At 68.3% G+C, this 20,508-nt stretch carries 21 protein-coding genes, 1 tRNA gene and 1 pseudogene; 14 read left to right on the top strand and 9 right to left on the bottom strand.

The genetic code is table 11. The features are described from left to right. Positions 1–900 precede the first annotated feature (900 nt). Positions 901–1,652 (bottom strand): annotated as a pseudogene (locus tag EO776_RS15615) (TetR/AcrR family transcriptional regulator). A gap of 455 nt (positions 1,653–2,107) precedes the next feature. On the opposite strand from EO776_RS15615, the gene EO776_RS15610 reads away from it, so the two are divergent. The 4 genes from EO776_RS15610 (at position 2,108) to EO776_RS15595 (ending at position 5,482) form a co-directional block, all read left to right on the top strand. Next, positions 2,108–2,749 carry an Era-like GTP-binding protein gene (locus EO776_RS15610; protein WP_049931966.1) on the top strand — a complete coding sequence of 214 codons (642 nt, stop codon included), beginning with the start codon at positions 2,108–2,110 and terminating at the stop codon, positions 2,747–2,749. After that, complete coding sequence (locus tag EO776_RS15605; protein ID WP_049931967.1) at positions 2,749–3,162, top strand: DUF2073 domain-containing protein; 414 nt, start codon at positions 2,749–2,751, stop codon at positions 3,160–3,162. The genes EO776_RS15610 and EO776_RS15605 overlap by 1 nt, the downstream gene beginning before the upstream one ends. Beyond that, positions 3,163–3,864, top strand: coding sequence for a Zn-ribbon domain-containing protein (locus EO776_RS15600; RefSeq protein ID WP_094520964.1), 702 nt, complete (start codon positions 3,163–3,165; stop codon positions 3,862–3,864). A 436-nt stretch (positions 3,865–4,300) separates the two neighbouring features. Further along, complete coding sequence (locus EO776_RS15595) at positions 4,301–5,482, top strand: aspartate kinase (RefSeq protein WP_049931970.1); 1,182 nt, start codon at positions 4,301–4,303, stop codon at positions 5,480–5,482. A gap of 179 nt (positions 5,483–5,661) precedes the next feature. Here the strand turns inward: EO776_RS15595 and EO776_RS15590 are convergent, their stop codons facing one another. Next, positions 5,662–6,135 (bottom strand): hypothetical protein, encoded by a 474-nt coding sequence (locus EO776_RS15590; protein ID WP_049931971.1) that lies wholly within the window; start codon positions 6,133–6,135, stop codon positions 5,662–5,664. A gap of 89 nt (positions 6,136–6,224) precedes the next feature. Between EO776_RS15590 and EO776_RS19915 the strand changes: the two genes are divergently transcribed. Next, complete coding sequence (locus tag EO776_RS19915) at positions 6,225–6,314, top strand: hypothetical protein (RefSeq protein WP_425433471.1); 90 nt, start codon at positions 6,225–6,227, stop codon at positions 6,312–6,314. Further along, positions 6,314–7,177 carry a DUF7089 family protein gene (locus tag EO776_RS15585; protein ID WP_086216142.1) on the top strand — a complete coding sequence of 288 codons (864 nt, stop codon included), beginning with the start codon at positions 6,314–6,316 and terminating at the stop codon, positions 7,175–7,177. Before EO776_RS19915 ends, EO776_RS15585 begins: the two co-directional genes overlap by 1 nt. Before the next feature lie 27 nt (positions 7,178–7,204). On the opposite strand, the gene EO776_RS15580 is transcribed toward EO776_RS15585, so the two are convergent. Further along, positions 7,205–7,783 carry a DUF7090 family protein gene (locus EO776_RS15580; protein ID WP_049931973.1) on the bottom strand — a complete coding sequence of 193 codons (579 nt, stop codon included), beginning with the start codon at positions 7,781–7,783 and terminating at the stop codon, positions 7,205–7,207. An 812-nt stretch (positions 7,784–8,595) separates the two neighbouring features. Between EO776_RS15580 and EO776_RS15575 the strand changes: the two genes are divergently transcribed. Next, positions 8,596–9,168 carry a magnesium transporter gene (locus EO776_RS15575; RefSeq protein WP_049931974.1) on the top strand — a complete coding sequence of 191 codons (573 nt, stop codon included), beginning with the start codon at positions 8,596–8,598 and terminating at the stop codon, positions 9,166–9,168. Then, positions 9,165–9,740, top strand: a complete 576-nt coding sequence (locus EO776_RS15570; protein ID WP_049931976.1) for a magnesium transporter — start codon at positions 9,165–9,167, stop codon at positions 9,738–9,740. Before EO776_RS15575 ends, EO776_RS15570 begins: the two co-directional genes overlap by 4 nt. A gap of 63 nt (positions 9,741–9,803) precedes the next feature. On the opposite strand, the gene EO776_RS15565 is transcribed toward EO776_RS15570, so the two are convergent. Further along, entirely contained in the window at positions 9,804–10,247 is a 444-nt protein-coding gene (locus EO776_RS15565; RefSeq protein ID WP_049931978.1) for a hypothetical protein, read from the bottom strand. Positions 10,248–10,313: 66 nt separating this feature from the next. Between EO776_RS15565 and EO776_RS15560 the strand changes: the two genes are divergently transcribed. From EO776_RS15560 to cgi121, 4 genes are all read left to right on the top strand, one after another. Then, positions 10,314–10,991, top strand: a complete 678-nt coding sequence (locus EO776_RS15560; protein WP_049931979.1) for a class I SAM-dependent methyltransferase — start codon at positions 10,314–10,316, stop codon at positions 10,989–10,991. A gap of 96 nt (positions 10,992–11,087) precedes the next feature. Then, positions 11,088–11,984 carry a hypothetical protein gene (locus EO776_RS15555; protein ID WP_089308529.1) on the top strand — a complete coding sequence of 299 codons (897 nt, stop codon included), beginning with the start codon at positions 11,088–11,090 and terminating at the stop codon, positions 11,982–11,984. 168 nt (positions 11,985–12,152) lie between these two features. Continuing rightward, entirely contained in the window at positions 12,153–14,612 is a 2,460-nt protein-coding gene (locus tag EO776_RS15550; RefSeq protein ID WP_099288954.1) for an ATP-dependent DNA helicase, read from the top strand. Continuing rightward, positions 14,609–15,202 (top strand): KEOPS complex subunit Cgi121, encoded by a 594-nt coding sequence (cgi121, locus tag EO776_RS15545; protein WP_099288953.1) that lies wholly within the window; start codon positions 14,609–14,611, stop codon positions 15,200–15,202. The genes EO776_RS15550 and cgi121 overlap by 4 nt, the downstream gene beginning before the upstream one ends. A 92-nt stretch (positions 15,203–15,294) precedes the next feature. Here the strand turns inward: cgi121 and EO776_RS15540 are convergent. Next, a tRNA-Gln gene (locus EO776_RS15540) sits at positions 15,295–15,367 on the bottom strand. Positions 15,368–15,711: 344 nt separating this feature from the next. Between EO776_RS15540 and EO776_RS15535 the strand changes: the two genes are divergently transcribed. After that, positions 15,712–16,305 (top strand): IMP cyclohydrolase, encoded by a 594-nt coding sequence (locus tag EO776_RS15535; RefSeq protein WP_086216688.1) that lies wholly within the window; start codon positions 15,712–15,714, stop codon positions 16,303–16,305. A gap of 180 nt (positions 16,306–16,485) precedes the next feature. Next, entirely contained in the window at positions 16,486–18,615 is a 2,130-nt protein-coding gene (locus EO776_RS15530; protein ID WP_099288952.1) for a S9 family peptidase, read from the top strand. A gap of 18 nt (positions 18,616–18,633) precedes the next feature. Here the strand turns inward: EO776_RS15530 and EO776_RS15525 are convergent, their stop codons facing one another. The 4 genes from EO776_RS15525 to EO776_RS15510 all read right to left on the bottom strand — a co-directional run bounded on the left by EO776_RS15525 (position 18,634) and on the right by EO776_RS15510 (position 20,440). Further along, on the bottom strand, positions 18,634–19,008 hold the full coding sequence (locus tag EO776_RS15525) for a helix-turn-helix domain-containing protein (protein WP_099288951.1): 375 nt from the start codon (positions 19,006–19,008) through the stop codon (positions 18,634–18,636). Between the two features lie 55 nt (positions 19,009–19,063). Next, the gene (locus EO776_RS15520; RefSeq protein WP_049931988.1) at positions 19,064–19,303 is read right to left on the bottom strand and encodes a hypothetical protein; all 240 of its coding nucleotides are present in this window, start codon (positions 19,301–19,303) and stop codon (positions 19,064–19,066) included. Between the two features lie 76 nt (positions 19,304–19,379). Beyond that, positions 19,380–20,066 (bottom strand): DUF5828 family protein, encoded by a 687-nt coding sequence (locus EO776_RS15515; RefSeq protein ID WP_094495121.1) that lies wholly within the window; start codon positions 20,064–20,066, stop codon positions 19,380–19,382. A 122-nt stretch (positions 20,067–20,188) separates the two neighbouring features. Next, positions 20,189–20,440, bottom strand: coding sequence for a hypothetical protein (locus EO776_RS15510; RefSeq protein WP_086220242.1), 252 nt, complete (start codon positions 20,438–20,440; stop codon positions 20,189–20,191). Positions 20,441–20,508 lie beyond the last annotated feature (68 nt).

Genomic DNA, 20,508 nt, shown 5'->3' with positions numbered 1-20,508 from the left:
CGACTGATTGTTCTCTTCGAATGGACCCCCCCACCCCTTCGTTTCGTGTGGAACAGCGATCAGGGGTGGGGAGGGGGTCGAAGAGCTCTATGTAACAGAGGTAGATTTAATATCTATAGCGTAGAACAGTACCCTCGGCAATCTACTATAGAATATATTAGTATGTTTGTAGTTATTTTATCTTGTTTATAGCCGTATTTTTCTTGCCGCCCACAGACAACCCTGGACAACTCCGGTTCAACCGGCCACCACCCCACCGCCGAGCCCGGTTCCACCTGAAACGAAGGGGTGGGGGGGGAGATACCAGCGAGAAGTACCAATCCGGACCCTCTCCGGCCGTTAGCACTGGGCCGGGAAGTCCCCACAGGTGTCACCCGCCTCAACACCCTAACGTTCGTCGCCAGCGGGTTCCGCCTGGTGGTTCTAGCGAAGCAAGCCGAAGGGGTGACCGAAGTTGGACAACCTGACTGCGATGACGCCTTCCGTCACTCCACACCGACGCACGTTGAAGACGAGTCTCCAGACTGCCCGACCCGGCTCACCGAGAGAAGAGTCTCACCTCAAATTTAAACAAGCGGACAGCAAGAGGCGATGAACTGTCAAAAGAGGCGCGAAAACGCTAAAGAGTCACTGAGAACCAGTCCGCGACCGAGGGTTATCTCGGGAGCGACGAGCCGCGTCGTCCGCCGTCGCAGGTACCCGCAGGGAGGTCACGCTCTGTCCAGTTGACATGGCGGCGGTCGTCGCGACGACAGTCGAGAGGACTCACCCAGATGTCTGTGCGCCGAACCGCCTCGCACCGCTTCGGCCCGACTTGGCTCGATCCATTCGACTACTTTCTCTGTCCCATCGTCTGATCCGTTCGACTACTTGCTCTGCCCCACCGCCTGATCCGTTCGACTACTCGGTCCGTTCGAGCGATTCAAAGATGAACTCGTCTATTGCTTCTCGCGTCTCCTCCGGGGCGTCCTCGTGACCGAGCGAGATCCGCCGCCCGCGAGCGGCGTGGATAACGTCGGTCACCAACTGGCTCATCCGTTCGGGGTCGACGTCGCGGAAGACCCCCTCGTCGATCCCCTCTTCGACGACCTCGACGATGTTGCCCCGGACGCGCTCGTAGTGTTCGTTGAACACCTCGCGGTGCTCGGCGTCGTTTGCGCCTGCGTGTACAGCTCGTGGTACACTCTCATTCGGTCTCAGTGGCTGAAATCCTCGAATTCGGGTCCGAACAGGCACTGATCGACGCGAGCGCGCAACTCGGTCCGCGGGTCCTCGTCGCCCTCGACGACTAGGCTCCTCTCATACTGGTCGATGGTGTGTTCGAGGAACGAAGACATCAGGTCGTACTTCCCGTCGAAATGATAGTGGATCACCTGCCGCGTGAGGTCCATCTCCTCGCCGATATCGCGCATCCGGAGGTCCTTGTAGCCGTGCTTGCTCAGCGCGCGGAACGTCGCCTCCATGATGACCTCCTTCGTATCCTTCGAGGAGCCCGTCTCTCTGCCGGATCTGTCGGAATTGTCGGATCCGATGGCGGAACGCTCTTGCGGAGGATTCCTGTCGGAGCCGCGGTCACCGGAACCCGCGTCGTTCGCGTCGTCCGACAGTGACTCGACGGACTCGTTCACCGGGCCATCCTGTGAGTCGTTCATGCCAATTTGATACGCGTGAGGTAGATAATACGGTTACTCTTCGCTTTTATTCTCCGACGAGATCTACCCCCTCGATCGAACGATATCACCGCAGGTAAACAAACGATCGTCCGAAACTGAACCGGCGTTTCACTCAACCCGCCAAACGAGTGGGTCACACCCGACGAGTGAGTCGGGTCGCGGACCGACGGTCCCCGGGATCCCGTGTCGCCTGCCGCCCGCGACCGCGCCTTCTCATCAGCCGATTCTCCCCCGCCGAACCGCACCCCCGACGCCGAATTTCGGGTTCGTCCGGCGCCGATGCTCCGGATCGGGGGGGATGTCTGACGCAGTTCTTAAGTGAGAGCGGTGAGGACCGTACCGTAATCCCCCGAACGGGCGTGGAGCGCACGGATCGAACGGCGTCCGAAACGACAGCGGTGTTCGGGTAAACTACACACGGACTGGAGGTCAGGATGGGACTGCTCACGAATCTCAGAGACAGCATATCGCGGGTCACAGACGGCCTGTTCGCGGCCGACGAGCCCAAGCGGATCGGGATCTACGGACCGCCGAACGCCGGTAAAACGACCCTCGCAAACCGGATCGCACGCGACTGGACGGGTGACGCCGTCGGGCCGGAGAGCCACATCCCCCACGAGACTCGCCGGGCCCGCCGGAAAGAGGGCGTGGAGATCGAACGCAACGGGCGGACGGTCACCATCGACATCGTCGACACGCCCGGCGTGACGACGAAAGTCGACTACAAGGAGTTCTTGGACCACGACATGGAGAAGGACGACGCCGTCCGCCGGTCGCGCGAGGCGACCGAGGGCGTCGCGGAGGCGATGCACTGGCTCCGCGAGGACGTCGACGGCGTCATCTACGTGCTCGACTCGACGTCGGACCCGTTCACCCAGGTGAACACGATGCTGATCGGGATCATCGAGTCGCAGGACCTCCCCGCGCTCATTCTCGCGAACAAGACTGACCTGCCGGGATCGGACGTCCAGCAGATCGCGAACGCCTTCCCGCAACACGAGACGATTCCGCTGTCGGCGTTGGAGGGCGACAACATGGACGAAGTGTACACCAAGATCGCGGAGTACTTCGGCTAATGGCCGGCCCGAAAGCCAACGTCAACGCCGCCGACGATCCCGACGACTCCGACGACGGCGTCCGGATCGACATGATAAGCGGCGCGCGGATGGAGGGGCTCACGAGCATGGAGAAGATCCGGCTCATCCTCGACGGCGTCCGCGAGGGAAACATCGTCATCCTCGAAGAGGGGCTCTCCCCCGACGAGGAGTCGAAGCTCATCGAGGTGACGATGACCGAGATCAGCCCCGACGACTTCACCGGCATCGAGATAGAGACGTACCCCAAGGCCGAGGCGGGCGACCAGAGCTTCCTCGACAAGTTGATGGGCCGCGAGTCGACCCAGAAGCTCACGGTGATCGGCCCGGCGAACAGAATCGAGACCCTCCACAAAGACGAGAACCTCATCAGCACGCTCGTCTCTCGCAAGTAGATGCCCCACCAGTGTACCTCCTGCGGCCGGACGTTCCCCGACGGCTCCAAGGAGATGCTGTCCGGGTGCCCCGACTGCGGCGGGAACAAGTTCCAGTTCAAGCCCGCGAACGCGACGGAGAACGCCGGCCCCGCCGCCGAAGCGGACGAGGCGTCCGACTCCGCCGCCGGAGCGGACGGGACGCCCGACTCCGACTCGGGGCCGTCCGACGGAACGCGGCCGACCGCGGACGGGGAGGTTGCGTCGGCGTCCGACGAGGGCGCCGCCGCTCGGGGCCCCGACAACGCCGCAGACGCGACGCCGGACGACCGGGCCGATCCGACGCCGGACGATGCCGTGGCGGGCGCCGAATCAACGACCGGGTCCGACGGTACGGAACAGATCGCCGACCGGAGTGACGAGGACATGGCACAGGCGAGCGCGCGATCCGAAGTGGTGTCCCCGGACGAGCTTGACCGCGCGAGCCGCGATGTCGACTCCGCCGAGACCTCGGAGCCGACCGACGAGGAGTCCAAGCCCGGCATCGACGCGCTCCGCGACGAGCTCAACGACCAGTTCGAGAGCATCCGCATCGTCAGCCCCGGCCAGTACAAGCTCAACCTGATGGAGCTGTACGACAGACAGGAGTACATCATCTCGCTTCAAGAGGACGGCCGGTACGTCATCGAAATGCCCGACGCGTGGGGCATCGACGACGAGTGACGCCTTCACTCCCCGTCCCGTCCGGCTTTTCACGCTCCTGACCCCCCAGTTCTCTTCCTGACCCCCAGTTCTCTTCCTGACCCCCCAGTTCTCTTCCTGACCGCCCCCGTTCTCGTCCTGACCGCCCCTTCCCGTCCCGCCCCGCGCTCTCTGACCGTCGTCTCCCCACATTCCCGGCGATTCCGGACGTCGGTGATCGTTCGTCTCGTTTTATTCGTAGTATAACAACTGAACCGGACGATTCGGCGATTCGGGCGACCCTTGTCGAAGAAGATACTGTTATCCGGCTTCCTCCGCTACGGAGTCGCATGTTTACCGATCGCTCCCGCCGACCGACCCGGAATTCCGGCGTCGGCTCGGCACCCGCCGTCCCGCTCGCCCGCCGCCGACCGCTCGCCGGAGACCGACCCTCTCGGACCCGCGACGGGGTAGCCGCATGCGCGTAGTCGCGAAGTTCGGGGGAACGAGCCTCGGCAGCGGCGACCGGATCGAGCGCGCGGCCGACTCGGTCGCGAGCGCGGTCGCGGCCGGCCACGAGATAGCGGTCGTCGCGAGCGCGATGGGGTCGACCACCGACGACCTCCTCGACGACATCACCTTCGAGACGGACGACGCCGACCGCGCGGAGATCGTCTCGATGGGCGAACGCACCAGCGTCCGCATGCTGAAGGCCGCGCTGTCCGTCCGCGACGTCGACGCCGTCTTCCTCGAACCCGGCCACCCGGACTGGCCGGTCGTCACCAACGAACTCGGCGAGGTCGACGTGGCGGAGACGAAGCGGCGGGCGGAGGAGATCGCGGCCGATATGGACGGCGTCGTCCCGATCATCACCGGGTTCCTCGCCGAGGACCACGAGGGCAACGTCACCACGCTCGGGCGTGGCGGCTCGGACACCACCGCCGTCATGCTCGGCAACTACATAGACGCCGACGAGGTCGTGATCGTCACCGACGTGGAGGGCGTGATGACCGGCGACCCCCGCGTCGTCGAGGGCGCGCGCAACGTGGGCGAGATCACCGTCGACGAGCTGCGCAACCTCTCTTTCCGCGGCGCCGAGGTCGTCGCGCCGTCTGCGCTCTCGTACAAGGACGAGGGGCTCGCGGTTCGGGTCGTCCACTACCAGCACGGTGACCTGCTCCGCGGCGGCACGCGGATCGAAGGCGAGTTCGAGAGCCTGATCGACATGCGCGAGGAGCCGCTCGCGTGTCTCACCATCGCGGGGCGAGCCATCCGCAACCGCCCGGGGATCCTCTCGGAGCTGTCGAACGCGCTGCGCGCCGAGGAGGTCAACATCGACGCGGTCGCGTCCGGCATGGACTCGGTCACCTTCTACGTCGATGTCGACATCGCCGAGACCGCCGAGGCGCTGCTCCACGAGGCGGTCGTCACCGACGAGGCGCTCTCCTCCGTCACCGTCGCCGACCCCATCGCCGTGATCCGCGTCACGGGCGGCGAGCTCCCCAACCAGTCGGGGGTCATTCAGGACATCATCGCGCCCATCGCGGACGCCGGAATCAACATCATCGACCTGATCACGAGCGCCACCTCCGTCGCGGTGTTCGTCGACTGGGACGACCGAGAGGAGGCCCTCGAAATCGTCCAAGAGCGCTTTGACTAAGCCTCGCGGGGATCGACGACCGCGACTCTGACCGGATCGGTGGCTGCGACCCTGACCGGATCGACGACCGCAACCCTGACCGGATGGGCGGCTGCGATCCTGATCGGATCGGCGACCGCGACCCTGACCGGATGGGCGGCCGCGGTCCTGACCGGATGATAAACCCCGAAGCGTCCGCCTCAGCCGCTTTCCGCCGGATCGAACCGGTACCTCGTCGTCGCCGTGCCGTCGATCCGCGGCCCGGATCCCGCCGCCTCGAAGCCGAACGCCTCGACCACTTCCGGACCGACCCCGTCGGCGGGGACGATGACTTCGACCGACATTCCCTCTCGTTTCGCGAAGCCGACCGGCTCCTCGAACAGCCGCTCGACCGCGGCCGCGGTGCCCTCGAAGTTCGTCACGTGAACCGTCCCGTCACGCACGTCGAACGCGACGAATCCGGCGACCGCGTCGACCGGGGTGTCGTCACCGCCGTCACCGTCGCCGCTCGGCTCCGACGGCGAGGGCGCTCCCCCCGATTCCGACCCGGCGTCGTCTGTCACCGCGACGCGAACCGACCGGTCGTGGATCATGTTCCGAGCGACGCCGCGGGGTCGGCCCGTCATCGACCCGACGGCCGCGGCGTCGGCCTCGACCGCGTCACGAACTCGCATACGTCAGTACTCTCGGCCGACGGCATAAAATCGCCGCACGGTTGGCGTCGACCGGATGATTTTAACGACGGGCGGACGGATTGTCTCGCATGTCCAAATCGACCCAGATCGTGGTTGGCACGGTCGGCGTTTCGGCCGTCCTCTCGGTGCTCATCATCCTCTCGTACGTCCTCGGCTGATGTTCTCGCCCCGGGCGCTCGACGACGATATTGAAGCGGTCCGCGATCACTACGCACCGGGATCGCCGGTCCTCGACGTCGAGTCCGACTTCGAGACCCTCCCGCCGGCCGCCGCGGAGGACCTCGGCCTCTTTGTCGACGCGCTCGACCCCGCGTCGTACCCCGCCGAGTGGCTTCCCGAGGCGGTCCCGGACCTGCTCGGCAAGCACGCTGGCCCGGCGTTCACCGTCGGACTCCCCGGCGACGGGACCGTCGTCCGGACCGCACAGACCGATCCGCCCGCGGTCCTCGTCAAGCGACGTGCGGAGGGGACGCCCGAAGACTTCCTTGCCTTCCTCGTCGCCGAGCGGCTAGTCCAGATCGACTGCGACCCGGCTCCGGGCGCAGTGAGCGGCGGAGACTCGACCGGGCTCCCCGAGACGTTCCTCCCCTTCTTCGGCGAGCGCTACCGCGACCTCGACGCGGCGATCCGCCGCCCCGACCCGGAGACGGGCGCGTCGACGACGGGATTCGGACCGGCGGACGTGTTCCAGGTTGCGAACGCGCTGTTCGACGCGTGGGTCGGCCTCCACACCCGCGACACGTTCGCGTCGTGGGAGTCGGAGCACCCCCGGCTGTACGACGCGTGGGTCGACGCCGGCAAGCGGCTCTCCGGCCGGCTCGGTGAGCTCTCCGGCGAGGTCGCGCGCGGCGACACGGAGTTCCCGAGCGCGACGGAGTACGCCTGCTCGGCGGTCAAACACGACCTCGACCTCCCGGCGCCGTACGCCGCCCTCGACACGACCGCCTACCGGGACCGCGGGGCCGCCTACGCCGTGGCGTGGACAGAGAAGACGTTCGCGGCGCTCCTCGACGAGAGCTGACGCTTCCTCGCGGCGGCAGACCGCCGCTCAGACGTCTACGACGACGTTCCCGTCCCCGTCGAGGTCGATGACGCCGTCGAACAGGTCGCGGAACCGGTCGAGCGTCGCGACCTCGTGGACCTCTTCGGAAAGGTGGAAGATACCGACCGCGTCGTGCTCGTCGAGGAGGTCAAGGATCTCGCTCGCGGCGTCGTACACCGCGTCGTCGTCGGCGTAGTAGGCCATCTCGGTGAGCGAGTCGACCGAGACGCGCCGCTTCCCCTCGTTCTCGGTGAGGAACCGCTCGACGCGGTCGACGACGCCGTCGAGGTCGTCCGGCGCGGAGACGTAGTAGACGTCGTCGGCGGTCCGTCGCGAGTAGCCGCGCTCGACGGAGAGCGTGTCGAGGATCGTCGCCTTCGTCTCGTCGACGTCGTAGTACTCCAGCTTCTGTTCGACCTCGCGGGCGGTCGTCCGGGTCGAGACGACGAGGAACGCGTCGGTGTCGGTCTTCAGGAAATCGGTGTCGATCCGGTCCGTCTCGCCGATGCTCGGGTGGACGAGCAGGAGTCCCGTGCCACCCGGTATCGCTTCCGGTCCGTTCTCGATCGCGAGCGAGTAGTCCATGGGATCGGCAATCACGCGACCGACTTAACGGTGCGGTCGACGGGCTAATAATTAAGTCAAATAGAATACACCTGTGGTTGAGCGAATGAGCGATACGTCTTCTGGGACATACGACGCTGTCATCGTCGGCGGATTCTCCGGCGTCGTCACCACGATACTCGCCGTCCGTGAACTCCAGAACGTTGATCTGTAAGTCGACCCGCTGGATCCGGACGGGTTGGGTGGCCTCAGCATCACCGGATACTTTTCGATTCGCACTACGCTCACGTTCTCGACGGGGTCGCTACTTCTCCCCCCGCGTTCATTTTCGTCCGGGGAAACGCCCCCTCGCGGTTGGTCTCTGTGATCGCCGCCGGTTTCGTCGGAACGATTCTCGTTTCGTTCCTCTACCCGACTCGACTGACCAATAGAAGGCCCAACAGCACAGCGACTCGAGATTGGAGGAACTCCGAAAAGAGCATCCGACAGGCGAAACTGACGCCCTCAACTACTCGAAAATCGAATCCAGTGACGAAAACATGGAATTACTGAATCGAATGGAACTAGACAGAGTCCGTCGGGAGTAGCAGGACTACCAAAATCTATGGCTCTATCCGTTTCAAGTGAGTAGCCTCCTGAAACTGATCTCGTCGCTCGTTCTCCCGATCCTGTTCCTCGTAATTGATTCGTACGTACTCTGCGTCTCCACCGCATTCGCCCCCTTCGTTTCATCTGGAGATCGCCGTCACGGACCGATGAGTTGTGACAAGTCTCGATCCTGCGTTCAAACGCGTCGGTCGGTTTTTTTGCCCCGCCCGTCGTCGGTGCGTTCGATGCCCGGGCACGACTCCGCGCGCGACATCTACCGGCAGGCGGTCCCGGTGATAACCGTCAGCCTGATCGCCGGGCTGTTCGCGGGGACGATACTCGCCTCCGACGCCATGCGCGCGAACATCGCGGAGGTCCCCGGGCTCCTCCTGTTGCTCCCGGCGTTCCTCGCCACCCGCGGGGGAGTGTACGGCTCGCTCGGCGCCCGGCTCTCGACCGGGCTCCACCAGGGGATCATCGAACCGCGGTTTCAACCCGACCGGCGACTCACGAACGCGGTCGTTGCCTCCTTCCTGAACGGAATGACCGTCTCCGTGTTCATCGCGGTCGTCACCTACGCGACGCTCGTCTTGTTCGGTGACGGCGGGAGCCTCTTCCAGCTGGTCGGCGTGATGGTCGTCGCCGGCTTCCTCTCGGCGGTGCTGATGATCACGGTGCTCATCGCGGTCATCTTCCTCGGCTACCGCCGCGGGCTCGACCCAGACAACGTCATCGGACCGGTGGTCACCACGCTCGGCGACGTGTTCGGGGTGTTCTTCCTCTTGGTCGGCGTCGCCGCCGTGGGGGCGCTGTCGTGACCGACCCCGAGTCCACCGCGGTCGACGAGTGGTCGGTCCGACGGATCGTCCGGACGATGATCCCCCTGCTCGCCGCGCTGTCGGTGCTTCAGCTCGTCTCGGGGACGGTACTGGAGACGTACGAGGCGGTACTGCTCAGGTACCCGGCCCTGCTAGTCCTCGTTCCCGTCCAGATCGGGACGGCCGGCAACCTCGCGTCGATCACCTGCTCGCGGCTCACGACCCAGCTGTACCTCGGGACCTACGAGCTCAGCCCGTCGAACCCGGCCCTCCGGGCGAACACGGGCGCGGTGTTCGGGCTCGCGGCGACCGTCTTCGGCGCCGTGGGAGTCGCCGCGTGGGCGATCGGGCTCGCGCTCGGCGGGTCGCTCGCGCTCGGCCGGGTGCTGCTGATCTCGTTGGTCTCCGGGCTGTGCCTCGCGGTCCTCGTCGTCGTCGCCAGCGTCGCCGCCGTCGAGGTGTCCTACCGCGTCGGGCTCAACCCGGACGACACGACGATCCCCGTGGTGACGAACCTCTGTGACATCGCCGGCGTGCTGATCCTCTTCGCGGTCGTCTCGGTCGTGCTGTGAGGCCGGAGCGAGCGGCACGGCGCGACCGCGGCGCCGTGACCGCGACAGCGCGCCACGCCCCTCTCAGAACACGCTGTCGGCGGTCGCAGCGCCGACGACGCTGAACATCGCGCCGACGGCGACGGCCTTCGCCGTCGTCGCCACCACCGCGCCGTCGCCGATCCCACCCTCGACGAGGAACGTCTGCGGGGCGTCGAAGATCAGCGCGAGCAGGAGCACGGACCCGAACGCCACCGTCATCAGCGAGACGAAGCGGGTCGGGATCCCGACGAAGTCCGGCTCCTCGTCGACGTCGCGTCCGGTGTCGGCCCGGTACAGCGCGGCGTACCCGATCAGTCCGACGAGCGCGGCGGTCACACCGGCTTGGACCCAGTTCATCCCCGCGGCGAGCTCCCAGACCTCCGCGGTGACGACGAACGGCCCCGCGAGCAGGAAGCCGCCGACCGACTGCTGGGCGATGTCGGCCACCCGGAAGTTCGGTCGGCGGAGCGCTCGCGGTCGCTTCATACCCACTGGCGGGAGCGGAGCCGGTAAAACACCGCCGTTTTTCACCGCTCTCCCCGTTCGGCCGGTATGAGCGTCCGCGAGGAGTTCGACGAGTGGGCGGCGAGCGGGAAGGACCGCGGGATGGAGGACCGCCACTGGCACACCGCGAAACACGTGTTGGCCCGCATGCCGGCCGAGGCGGGCGACGCCGTCCTCGATCTGGGGACCGGCTCCGGCTACGCGCTCCGCGCGCTCCGCGAGCGGGGGATCGACCGCGGCTACGGCCTCGACGGCGCCCCTGAGATGGCCAGCAACGCCCGCGAGTACACCGACGACGACGCGGTCGGCTTCCTCGTCGGCGACTTCGACGAACTCCCCTTCGCCGACGACTCCTTCGACCACGTCTTCTCGATGGAGGCGTTCTACTACGCGGCCGACCCGGTCCACACCCTCGAAGAGGTCCGCCGCGTGCTGAAGCCGGGCGGTACCTTCTACTGCGCGGTGAACTACTTCGCGGAGAGCGAGACGACCCACGCGTGGCAGGAGAACATCGCCGTCGAGATGACGCTGTGGAGCCGCGAGGAGTACCGCGAAGCGTTCCGCGAGGCCGGCCTGTACGTCGCCGAGCAGGACGCGATCCCGGACCGCGAGACCGAGATTCCCGACGCCTCCGAGTTCCCGACCGAGGGGTACGAGACGCGCGAGGCGATGGTGGACCGCTACCGGACGTGGGGGACGCTGCTGACGGTCGGTGTGGCTCCCTGAGTCGGTCCGTCGGGATTCGACCTCCCGTGGCGGCCGGTGCGAGACGAACAGTTGATCTCCCAACCGTTTTACCGAGTCCCACAGTCGTCTCCCTCAATGGACGTCCGCCGTGCCCTCCTCGGCCGTCCCGACGGTCGCTTCCGTATCGCCGGCACCGTCGGTCTCGTGTTCGTCTTTGCGTTCGTCCTCTACGCCGCCTACTGGCGGTCGAACGCGGCGTACGGTGCGAGTACGGAGGTGACCACCCAACTCGGTGCCATCCGCGCGGTCGCCCCGGAGATCAGCGACATCGGTCACTCGCGTGCCACCGCCGTCCTCTACCTGCCCGCCGCGGCGATCGCTATCCTCGTTCAGTATCACGGTGGCGCCGCCATCTACACGCTCGCAGCGGGGCCCGCCATCCCGGTCGCGTCGGCTCTCGCGCGTGCGGCGTTCAGCCCCTTGCCGGACGTACTGGAGATGGAGGTCCTCGGCGTCACGCTTCCGACTCACCTCCGGCTCGGCCTCGCGGTCGGCGCCTTCGCCGTCGTCGTCGGTTCTGCCCTCCGTCGATTGAGTCCCCCGAGCGAGCGTTCAGCGTCGGAACGCTTCTTCGGCTCGTCGGGGGAGCGGCACAGAGCGGTTGTCGTCATCGCTGTCGCCGCCGTTCTCTCGGTCCCGTCCACGTTCTGGTTATATGCCTCCTATCCGACCTACCAGCCGTTCGGGTACGCCGTGTTCGGGGCTCCGATCGCGGCGCTCGTCTACTGGTACCGGGGCGGGATCGCACTCGCGTGGCTCGGTGACGCCGCGGCCGTCTTGGGACACGCAACCGCGATCGCGTTTATCGCCGATTCGCCCGACTACGTCCTCGATCCGGCCTTCTTCGTTCCCGCGCTCGCCGTTGCGACCGCGCTCGGGTCGCTCGGCGCGGGCGTCGCCGTCGGCTTTCGAGGACTGTACGTGGTCGTCAGCCGCCGGGACGCTGTAGGGTCGGGATCGCACGGGGGGTAGGTCGCGAGACGGCGCCCTTGGTCTGCCCCCGGCCGCCAGCGACTCGCGCGCGCAGCTCGCGGCCTTCGCTTCGCTCCGGCCGCTCACCGACACGCGCCGCCGCGCGTTCTTCCGCTATGTTCGGCCCGTTCCGACGGTTTAAATCGAGGCGAGGCCCAGACTCCGGTAATGGAACCGAGTTCGCTCTCCGGGCTCCCCGCGGGCGTCGGCGAGGCGCTCGAAGCGGAGGGCGTCGCGGAGCTGTATCCGCCGCAGGAAGCGGCGGTCGAGGCGGGCGTCACCGACGGCGAGAGCCTCGTCGCGGCGGTCCCGACCGCGTCCGGCAAGACGCTGATCGCCGAGCTGGCGATGCTCTCCTCCGTCGAGCGCGGCGGCAAGGCGCTGTACATCGTCCCGCTGCGCGCGCTCGCCAGCGAGAAGAAGGCCGAGTTCGAGCGCTGGGAAGAGTTCGATGTGACGGTCGGCGTCTCCACCGGCAACTACGACTCCGACGGCGAGTGGCTCGCGAGCCGGGACATCATCGTCGCCACCTCGGAGAAGGTCGACTCGCTCATCCGCAACGGCGCCCCGTGGATCGACGATCTCACCTGCGTCGTCAGCGACGAGGTCCACCTCGTCGACGACTCCCACCGCGGCCCCACCCTCGAAGTGACCCTCGCGAAGCTCCGCAAGGTGAACCCCGGCCTCCAGACGGTCGCGCTCTCGGCGACCGTCGGCAACGCCGACGTCATCGCGGACTGGCTCGACGCCGAACTCGTCGAGTCCGACTGGCGACCGATCGAGCTCCACACCGGCGTCCACTTCGGCAACGCGATCAACTTCGACGACGGGAGCCAGCGCGAGGTCCCAGTCGAGCGCGGCGAGGACCAGACCGCGAAGCTCGTCGCCGACGCCCTGGACACCGAGGAGGACGGCCAGGGCGGCTCCTCGCTCGTCTTCGTCAATTCGCGGCGCAACGCCGAGTCGTCGGCCCGCAAGCTCACCGGCGTGACGGGGCCGCGGCTCACTGGCGACGAGCGCGACCGCCTCCGCGAGCTGGCCGAGGAGATCCGCGGCGTCTCCGACACCGACACCTCCGAGGACCTCGCCGACGCGGTCGAGGAGGGGTCGGCGTTCCACCACGCCGGCCTCGCGAGCGAGCACCGCAGCCTCGTCGAGGACGCCTTCCGCGACCGCCTCATCAAGTGCGTCTCCGCGACGCCGACGCTCGCGGCCGGCGTCAACACGCCCGCGCGCCGCGTGATAGTCCGCGACTGGCGGCGTTACGACGGCGAGTTCGGCGGGATGAAACCGCTCGACGTGCTCGAGGTCCACCAGATGTGCGGCCGCGCGGGCCGCCCCGGCCTCGACCCCTACGGCGAGGCGGTGCTGCTCGCGAACAACGCCGACACCCGCGAGGAGTTGTTCGAGCGGTACGTCTGGGCCGAGGCCGAACCCGTCCGCTCGAAGCTCGCCGCCGAGCCCGCCCTCCGCACCCACGTCCTCGCGACGGTCGCGTCCGGCTTCGCCGCCACCCGCGACGGGCTCCTCTCGTTCCTCGACAACACGCTCTACGCCACGCAGACCGACGACGAGGGGCGGCTCGCGGCGGTCACCGACACCGTCCTCGACTACCTCGAAGTCAACGGCTTCGTCGAGCGCGACCGCGACGGCGGGAGCGAGGGCCTCGCCGCGACCGGGATCGGTCACACCGTCTCGCGGCTCTACCTCGACCCGATGAGCGCGGCCGAGATACTCGACGGGCTTCGGACCGTCGCGGACGACGGGTCCGGGCCTGTCGGATCCGCGGACGCGGACGGCGAGTTCGTCGCGGCCGACGACCTGACCGCCGACGCCGACGACCCCGGGTTCACCACGTACACTCGCGCCGGCGAGGACGAACCGGACGACCCCGCCTCAGAGGGGCCGGCGTCGGCCGGCGACGCCGCCCCGGCGGTCACGCCGCTCGGACTCTACCACCTCGTCAGCCGGACGCCCGACACCTACGAGCTGTACCTCAAGTCGGGCGACCGCGAGGAGTACACCGAGGTCTGCTACGAGCGCGAGGCGGAGCTGCTCGGCGACACCCCCTCCGAGTACGAGGACGTGCGCTTCGAGGACTGGCTCGCCGCGCTGAAGACGGGGCGCCTGCTCGAAGACTGGGCTAACGAGGTGGACGAGGACCGGATCGCGGAGCGGTACGGCGTCGGCCCCGGCGACATCCGCGGGAAGGTCGACACCGCCGAGTGGCTCCTCCGGGCGGCCGAGACGCTCGCGCGCGACGTGGAGGGGATCGACGGCGACACCGTCGTCCAGGTGCGCGAGGCCCGCAAGCGGCTGGAGTACGGGGTCCGGGAGGAACTCCTCGACCTCGCGGGCGTCCGCAACGTCGGTCGGAAGCGCGCCCGCCGCCTCTACGAGGCAGGCATCGAGAGCCGCGCCGACCTCCGCGAGGCGGACAAGGCGGTCGTCCTCGGCGCGCTGCGGGGCCGCGAGCGAACCGCCGAGCGCATCCTGGAGAACGCCGGCCGCGAGGACCCCTCGCTCGACGGCGTCGACCCCGACAGCTCGGCCTCCGCGGCGGCGACCGCGGGCGCGGACGCCGACGGCGACGGCGACGGACAGGCCAGCCTGGGTGATTTTGGATGACCGACTCCGCGGCCGGCGGCGACGGGATGCCAGCGCCCGACCCCGGGGTCAGCATCGTCGCCGGCACCTTCGCGATCGACGACCTCGACGCGTTTCTCGCGGACCTCGACGCGATTGCGGCCGATACCGGCGCGGTCGTCCAGGCGTTCGACGCCGACCTCGTCATCTCCGCGACGCACCTCCGCGAGGCGGCGCGACTGGCGGCGCGGGCGATCGCTCGCGGCGAGGCCGTCGCGCGCGACCCGGGCGTCGAGGTCCTGCTGTACGCGGCCGGGCGCAGGCAGATCGACCGCGCGCTCGAACTCGGCGTCTCGGAGGGCGAGCGCGCCGCGGTCGTCCTTGTCGCGGACTTCGGTGACGTGTCCGGCGCCGACCGCCCGTCCGCGGACCTCGACCAGGCGACCGAGTCCGTTCGCGAACTCACCGCCGACTCGCGCACCGACCCCGACGACTCCGGGCTTCCGGTCGACTTCGACGAGGAACGGGTGCGCGAGTTCTACGGAGTCACTGATCGCGAACTCACCGCGACTACCGGCGGTCTCGCCGATGTCGTCCGCGAGCGGGTCGCCCTGCTGGACGTCGAGAAGTGACGGCCGCCCGCTCATCGGTACCCCTTCGTTTCAACTGGAAACCACGAGACGTGGACGCCACTCCGTTCCACTCGAAACGAGACCGAGAGAAGTAGTCCATCCTGGATTCGAACCAGGGTCGTTGCCCCCAGAAGGCAACAGGATTGGCCACTACCCCAATGGACTGCGCACCTACAGATAGCCAGTACGTGTTTGTAAGCGTTGCGCGTTGCGGTCGCCGTGCGATCGGTTGACGAGCATCGGCGGGCGCCGGCGGGCGTCGCTGCCCGCCCCCACTGTTGTCTCGCTGTCCTGTCCCCACTGTTGTCTCGCTGTCCTGTCCCCACTGTTGTCTCGCTGTCCTGTCCCCACTGTTGTCGTCGCCGTCCCGTCCCCACTGTTGTCGTCGCCGCCCCGCCGTCACCGCCCCGCCGTCGCCGGCGGCAGATCATGAAGAGGGCATCTCGCCCACGGATCGCGTTCGTGCGCATATCGATGCGCTTTATGCGACTCGATACACACGAAAATGTATGTACGTCGGACGATTCGTCGTCGTCGCGCCCGGCATCGGCGGCTACCGCGTCTCTTCGCGCTCGTTCCCGAACCGCCGCGTCCGCGACCGCGGCGGGACACTCACCGTCGGCCCGACCGCGGACGCGCCGGAGACCGACAACCCCTACGTCTCGTACAACTGCGCTCGCGCGGTCGAGACCCCGACCGAGGAGCCGCTGGCGGTCCTCGGCAACGGCTCGCACGTCGACCCGATCGCGGAGAAACTGGAGCGCGGGTACCCCGCGCGCGACGCGCTCGCCTCCGCGCTGCTCGCGCTTGACTACGAGAAGGACGACTACGACACGCCTCGCGTCGCCGGCGTGGTCGGCGCTGAGTCGGCGACGATCGGAACCGTCCGCCGCGACGCGCTCCTCGTCGAGGCCGTCGAGGAGCCGACCGTCGTCGCGACCTACGAGACGGACTCTCCCGAGCCGTACGACCTGACCGCGACCGACGCCGAGCCCGTCGCGACCGAACTGCTCGGCGCCGACCTCGAACACCCGGTCTGCGCCGCGGGCGCGACCGTCGACGCCGACGGCGTCTCGCTCGCGTTCGACAACGGCGGCGACTGAGCGACGGACGACTGGGCGCTGCCCACGGCGCGGGCTCGGCGTCGGCGTCGCTCGCGCTGCCGCCCGGCTTTCCGTCTCCTAACGTTCGCCTTTCCGCCCCCCGACACGCGGCCTTTCGCTTGCCGATCCTCGCCTTTCCGCCTCCCGACGCCTTTTGCCTCCCCCGTCCGACCCACACCCATGGAGCCGATCACCGCGGCCGACTACCACGACATCGCGGTCCCGTCCGACCCCCGGATCTCGCCGGGCGACGACCGTGTCGCCTTCGTGCGCCGACAGCCGAACGACGACGACAGCTACGAGGCGACGGTGTACCTCGTCGACGCAGCGGGCGAGGGCGAGCCGCGCCGCCTCACCCTCGCCGAGGGCGCCGACGCCGAGCCGCGCTGGAGTCCCTCGGGCGACCGCATCGCGTTCACCTCCACCCGCGGCGCGGCCGACGACCGCCAGCAGCTGTGGGTCCTCCCGCTCGACGGCGGCGAGGCCCGTCGCGTCACCGACGTGGTCGGCGGCGTCTCGTCGATCGCGTGGTCGCCCGACGGCGAGCGGATCGCCTTTGTCCAGTCCGTGACCGCCGACGACCGCGAGGCCGACCGCGACCTCGCGGTGCCGGACGACTACGAGCCCGAGGACCATCCCGACCCGCGCGTCATCGACCGGACCGTCTACCGCGCCGCCGAGCGTCACTTCGACGGCCGACGCCCCGGCGTGTACGTCGTCGACGCCGACGCGACGGTCGGCGGCGTCACCGACCCCGACCCGGCCGAGTCCGGCGCGGTCGACCGAGTCACGGACCGGGAGGCCGACTTCGCCGCGCCGTCGTGGGGCGACGCCGACACGCTGTACTACACCGAGGCGGTCGGCGACGACCCCGACGACTCCGTCGAGATCGCGATCCACGCCCACGACCTCGACGCGGGCGAGGCCGAGCGCGCCCACACCACGACCGGGTGGGGCGCCGACCTCGCGGCGACCGCGGACGGCCGCGTCGCGTTCACGCATGCGGAGCCGAAGCAGGTGTCGATGCAGCCGACGGACCTCCGCGTCCTCGACGTCGAGTCGGGCTCGGTCACCGACCTCACCGGCGGTGTCGACCGGGGCCTCGGCCGCGGGACGACCCCGCAGTGGGGGCCGGCCGACGAGACGCTGTACTTCGCGACGCCTGACGAGGGGCAGACGGCGCTGTGGCGGGTCCCCGCAGACGGGAGCGAGACGCCCGAGCGCCTGCTCCGGCCGGGGACCGTCTCGGGCGCGACCGTCGGGGGCGACGCCGACGCGGGTCCCGAGTCGGTCACCGTCGCGTTCGCCGCCAGCGAGTGGGACCACCCGGGCGACGCGTTCGCCTACGACGCTGCGGCCGACGAGACGACCCGCCTGACCGACCTGAACGCCGACTACCTCGACGAGCGCGCGGTCGGCGAGCCCGAGGAGCTTCGCTTCGAGTCCGACGGCGTCGAGATCCAGGGGTGGTTGCTGACCCCACCGGTCGAGGCCGGTGACGCCGAGTCCGCCGACGCGGACGGTCAGTACCCGCTCGCGGTCGAGATCCACGGCGGCCCGCACGCGATGTGGTCGACCGCCGGAACGATGTGGCACGAGTTCCAGACGCTCGCGGCCCGCGGCTACGCCGTCTTCTGGTCGAACCCCCGCGGCTCGACCGGCTACGGCGAGGCGTTCACGCAAGCAATCGAGCGCGACTGGGGCGCGATCACGCTCCGCGACGTGATGGCGGGCGTCGAGACGGTCGCCGACCGCCCCCAGATCGACGACTCGAACGCGTTCGTCACCGGCGGCTCCTTCGGCGGGTTCATGACCGCGTGGGCGGTCGGGCAGACGGACTACTTCCGCGCGGCCGTCTCCCAGCGTGGCGTCTACGACCTCACCGGCTTCTACGGGTCGACCGACGCGGCGTACAAGCTCGTCGAGGGCGACTTCGACACGGTGCCCTCGGCGGAGCCGGAGTGGCTCTGGGAGCAGTCGCCGACGGGCCACGCCGACGCGGTCGACACCCCGACCCTGCTGATTCACTCCGAGGACGACACCCGGACGCCGATCTGTACGGCGGAGCTGTACCACCGGCTCTTACGGAAGAACGGCGTCGACACCCGATTCGTCAGGTACCCCCGCGAGGGCCACGAGCTCTCGCGGTCCGGCGAGCCCGCGCACGTCGTCGACCGCATCGAGCGGATCGCCCGCTGGTTCGACGGCTACTCCGAGCACCACGACGCCGAGCGCGCGCTCGACCGCCCTGAGGACGACGGGCTGAGCGCCGGAGAAGAGCCGGAGGACTCGGCGGAGTCCGAGACGTAGTCGCCGCGAGCGACGCGATCAGCTCTCGTCCGGCTCGAACCCGTCGATGGCGTCGTGGACGTCGGCCACCCACTCGTCGAGGGCGTCGTGGAGCCGGCGCTTGGCCTCCGGCACGGGCGTCGCGGTGTACTGGTAGACGTAGCCGCCGGAGTCGAGCAGGCGGCGGCGGCGCTCGACGAGCCCCTTCTCGCGGAGCGTCGACAGCGAACGGTTCACGTTCGAGCGGTCCCGGTCGAGCGCGTCGGCGAGCTCCGACACGGTGCTGCCCGGGTACTCTAGCAGCGCAAGGTACGCGCGGCTCTCGTGGTCGCGCACGCCGAAGACACAAGAGAGGACGTGTTCGAAGGAGGGAGAGCCGTCGCCGACGAGGTCCTCGATTTCGGGGTTGCTCATGCGGGCCGATTCGTGCGCGGCGAGGTTAAATGCCGGTTTCTCCGACTCGGGGTGGTCACTCCTTGGCGGCGTACCCCATCTGGTCGATACAGCCGCGCATCCCTGACTCGTCGGCGTGCCGGTGGAGGTTCGTCGGCGTGTCGCAGTGGTACGTCTCCCCGTCGTATCGGAGGGCGACCTCGTGGTTGGCGCCCGCGACCTCGACGTCGACGAGGATCCGCTGCCCGTCGTTGAGCGCGTCGATGAGTTCGTCCACGGACAGCTCGCCCGCCTCGACTCGGAGTACCTCGCTCATGAGCTCGATTCAGCGGTGAGCGAGTTAAAGACGACCGATGTGGCTCCGCGTTCGCGACCGCCCGACACGCTCCGCCTCACGTCGTCGTCGAGTCCGGCCCGCCCTCCTCGGCGGGCGGCTCGACGCCCTCGGCGGCCGCGACCTCGTCGGTCCGCTTCTCGGTCTCGACGTGCCAGCGGTCGATTTCGGACTCGTACTCGTCGAGGACCGCCGACACCTCCGATTTCAGCTCGTCGTCGTTGACGTTCACCTCGAAGACGAACGTCTCGCCGTCCTCGGCTCGGGCGACCTCCTGGATGTTGGCGCTGACGAGATCGTTGTCGAAGTAGTACGGCGCCACTTGAGTCATCACGTTCCGGTAGACGGCGTCCTCCACCTTCCGGATCGCCTTCCGACCGGCCGAGTCGGCCGCCCGGGCGACGTGTCCGATCGACTCGCCCCAGCTTTCGCGGGCGCTCTCGGTGTCGTTCTCCTCGACCTTCTCGTAGGACTCGGTGAGCTTCTCGCCGGCCGTCTGGAGGTCGTCGCCCGGCGATTTTCCCGCGCGCTCGCCCTCTCCCTCGTCGACGGACGCCTGCGCCGCGGTCTTCTCCGAGACATCCTCGTCGATGCGCTCGTGGGTCTTGGGACGCCACTCGTCGAACTCGTAGTAGGCGTCGCTGTTGACGCCCACCTCCCGGAGCGCCAAGGCGATCCGCTCGCCGTGTTCGACGACGTCGCCCCAGTCCCCGCGCACCTTGAAGCCGGAGATGCTCTCTTCCATCGGTTGCCCTCATTACGGAACGGAGGGGTATAAGTCTCTCCGAACTGACGGGACTCGGCCGCTCAGTTCGCCGGCCGGAACCGCTACGGCGCGCGCCTCCTCGGCCGGGGCCGCTACGACGCTCACCTGCCGTACGCGATCCGGCGCGCGACCGCGTCGAGCCGCTCTTTAACTTCGCCGAGGTAGCCGGCCGGCGACGCGCGCCGGACGGCGGACTCGTCGACTTCGATACGCTCGCCGCGGAACGGGTCGCGCTCGGCGCGCTCCTCGGGGGACTGGTCTTTCGCCACCGCCCCCACGACCGTCGACATCGAGCAGCGGCCGCAGGCCTCCGCCTCGACCGCGCCGTCCGCCTCGTCTCCTTCGTCTGTCATGGTCTCTCACATCACACGACGTGGTCCTCCCGGTTAAAACTCCGCCTCGGGAAAACGACGCCTCGGGG

Source organism: Halorubrum ezzemoulense, assembly GCF_004126515.1.
Taxonomy (GTDB): domain Archaea; phylum Halobacteriota; class Halobacteria; order Halobacteriales; family Haloferacaceae; genus Halorubrum; species Halorubrum ezzemoulense.
Note: the sequence above shows the minus strand (reverse complement) of the source record. Positions and strands in the feature narration are given on the sequence as shown.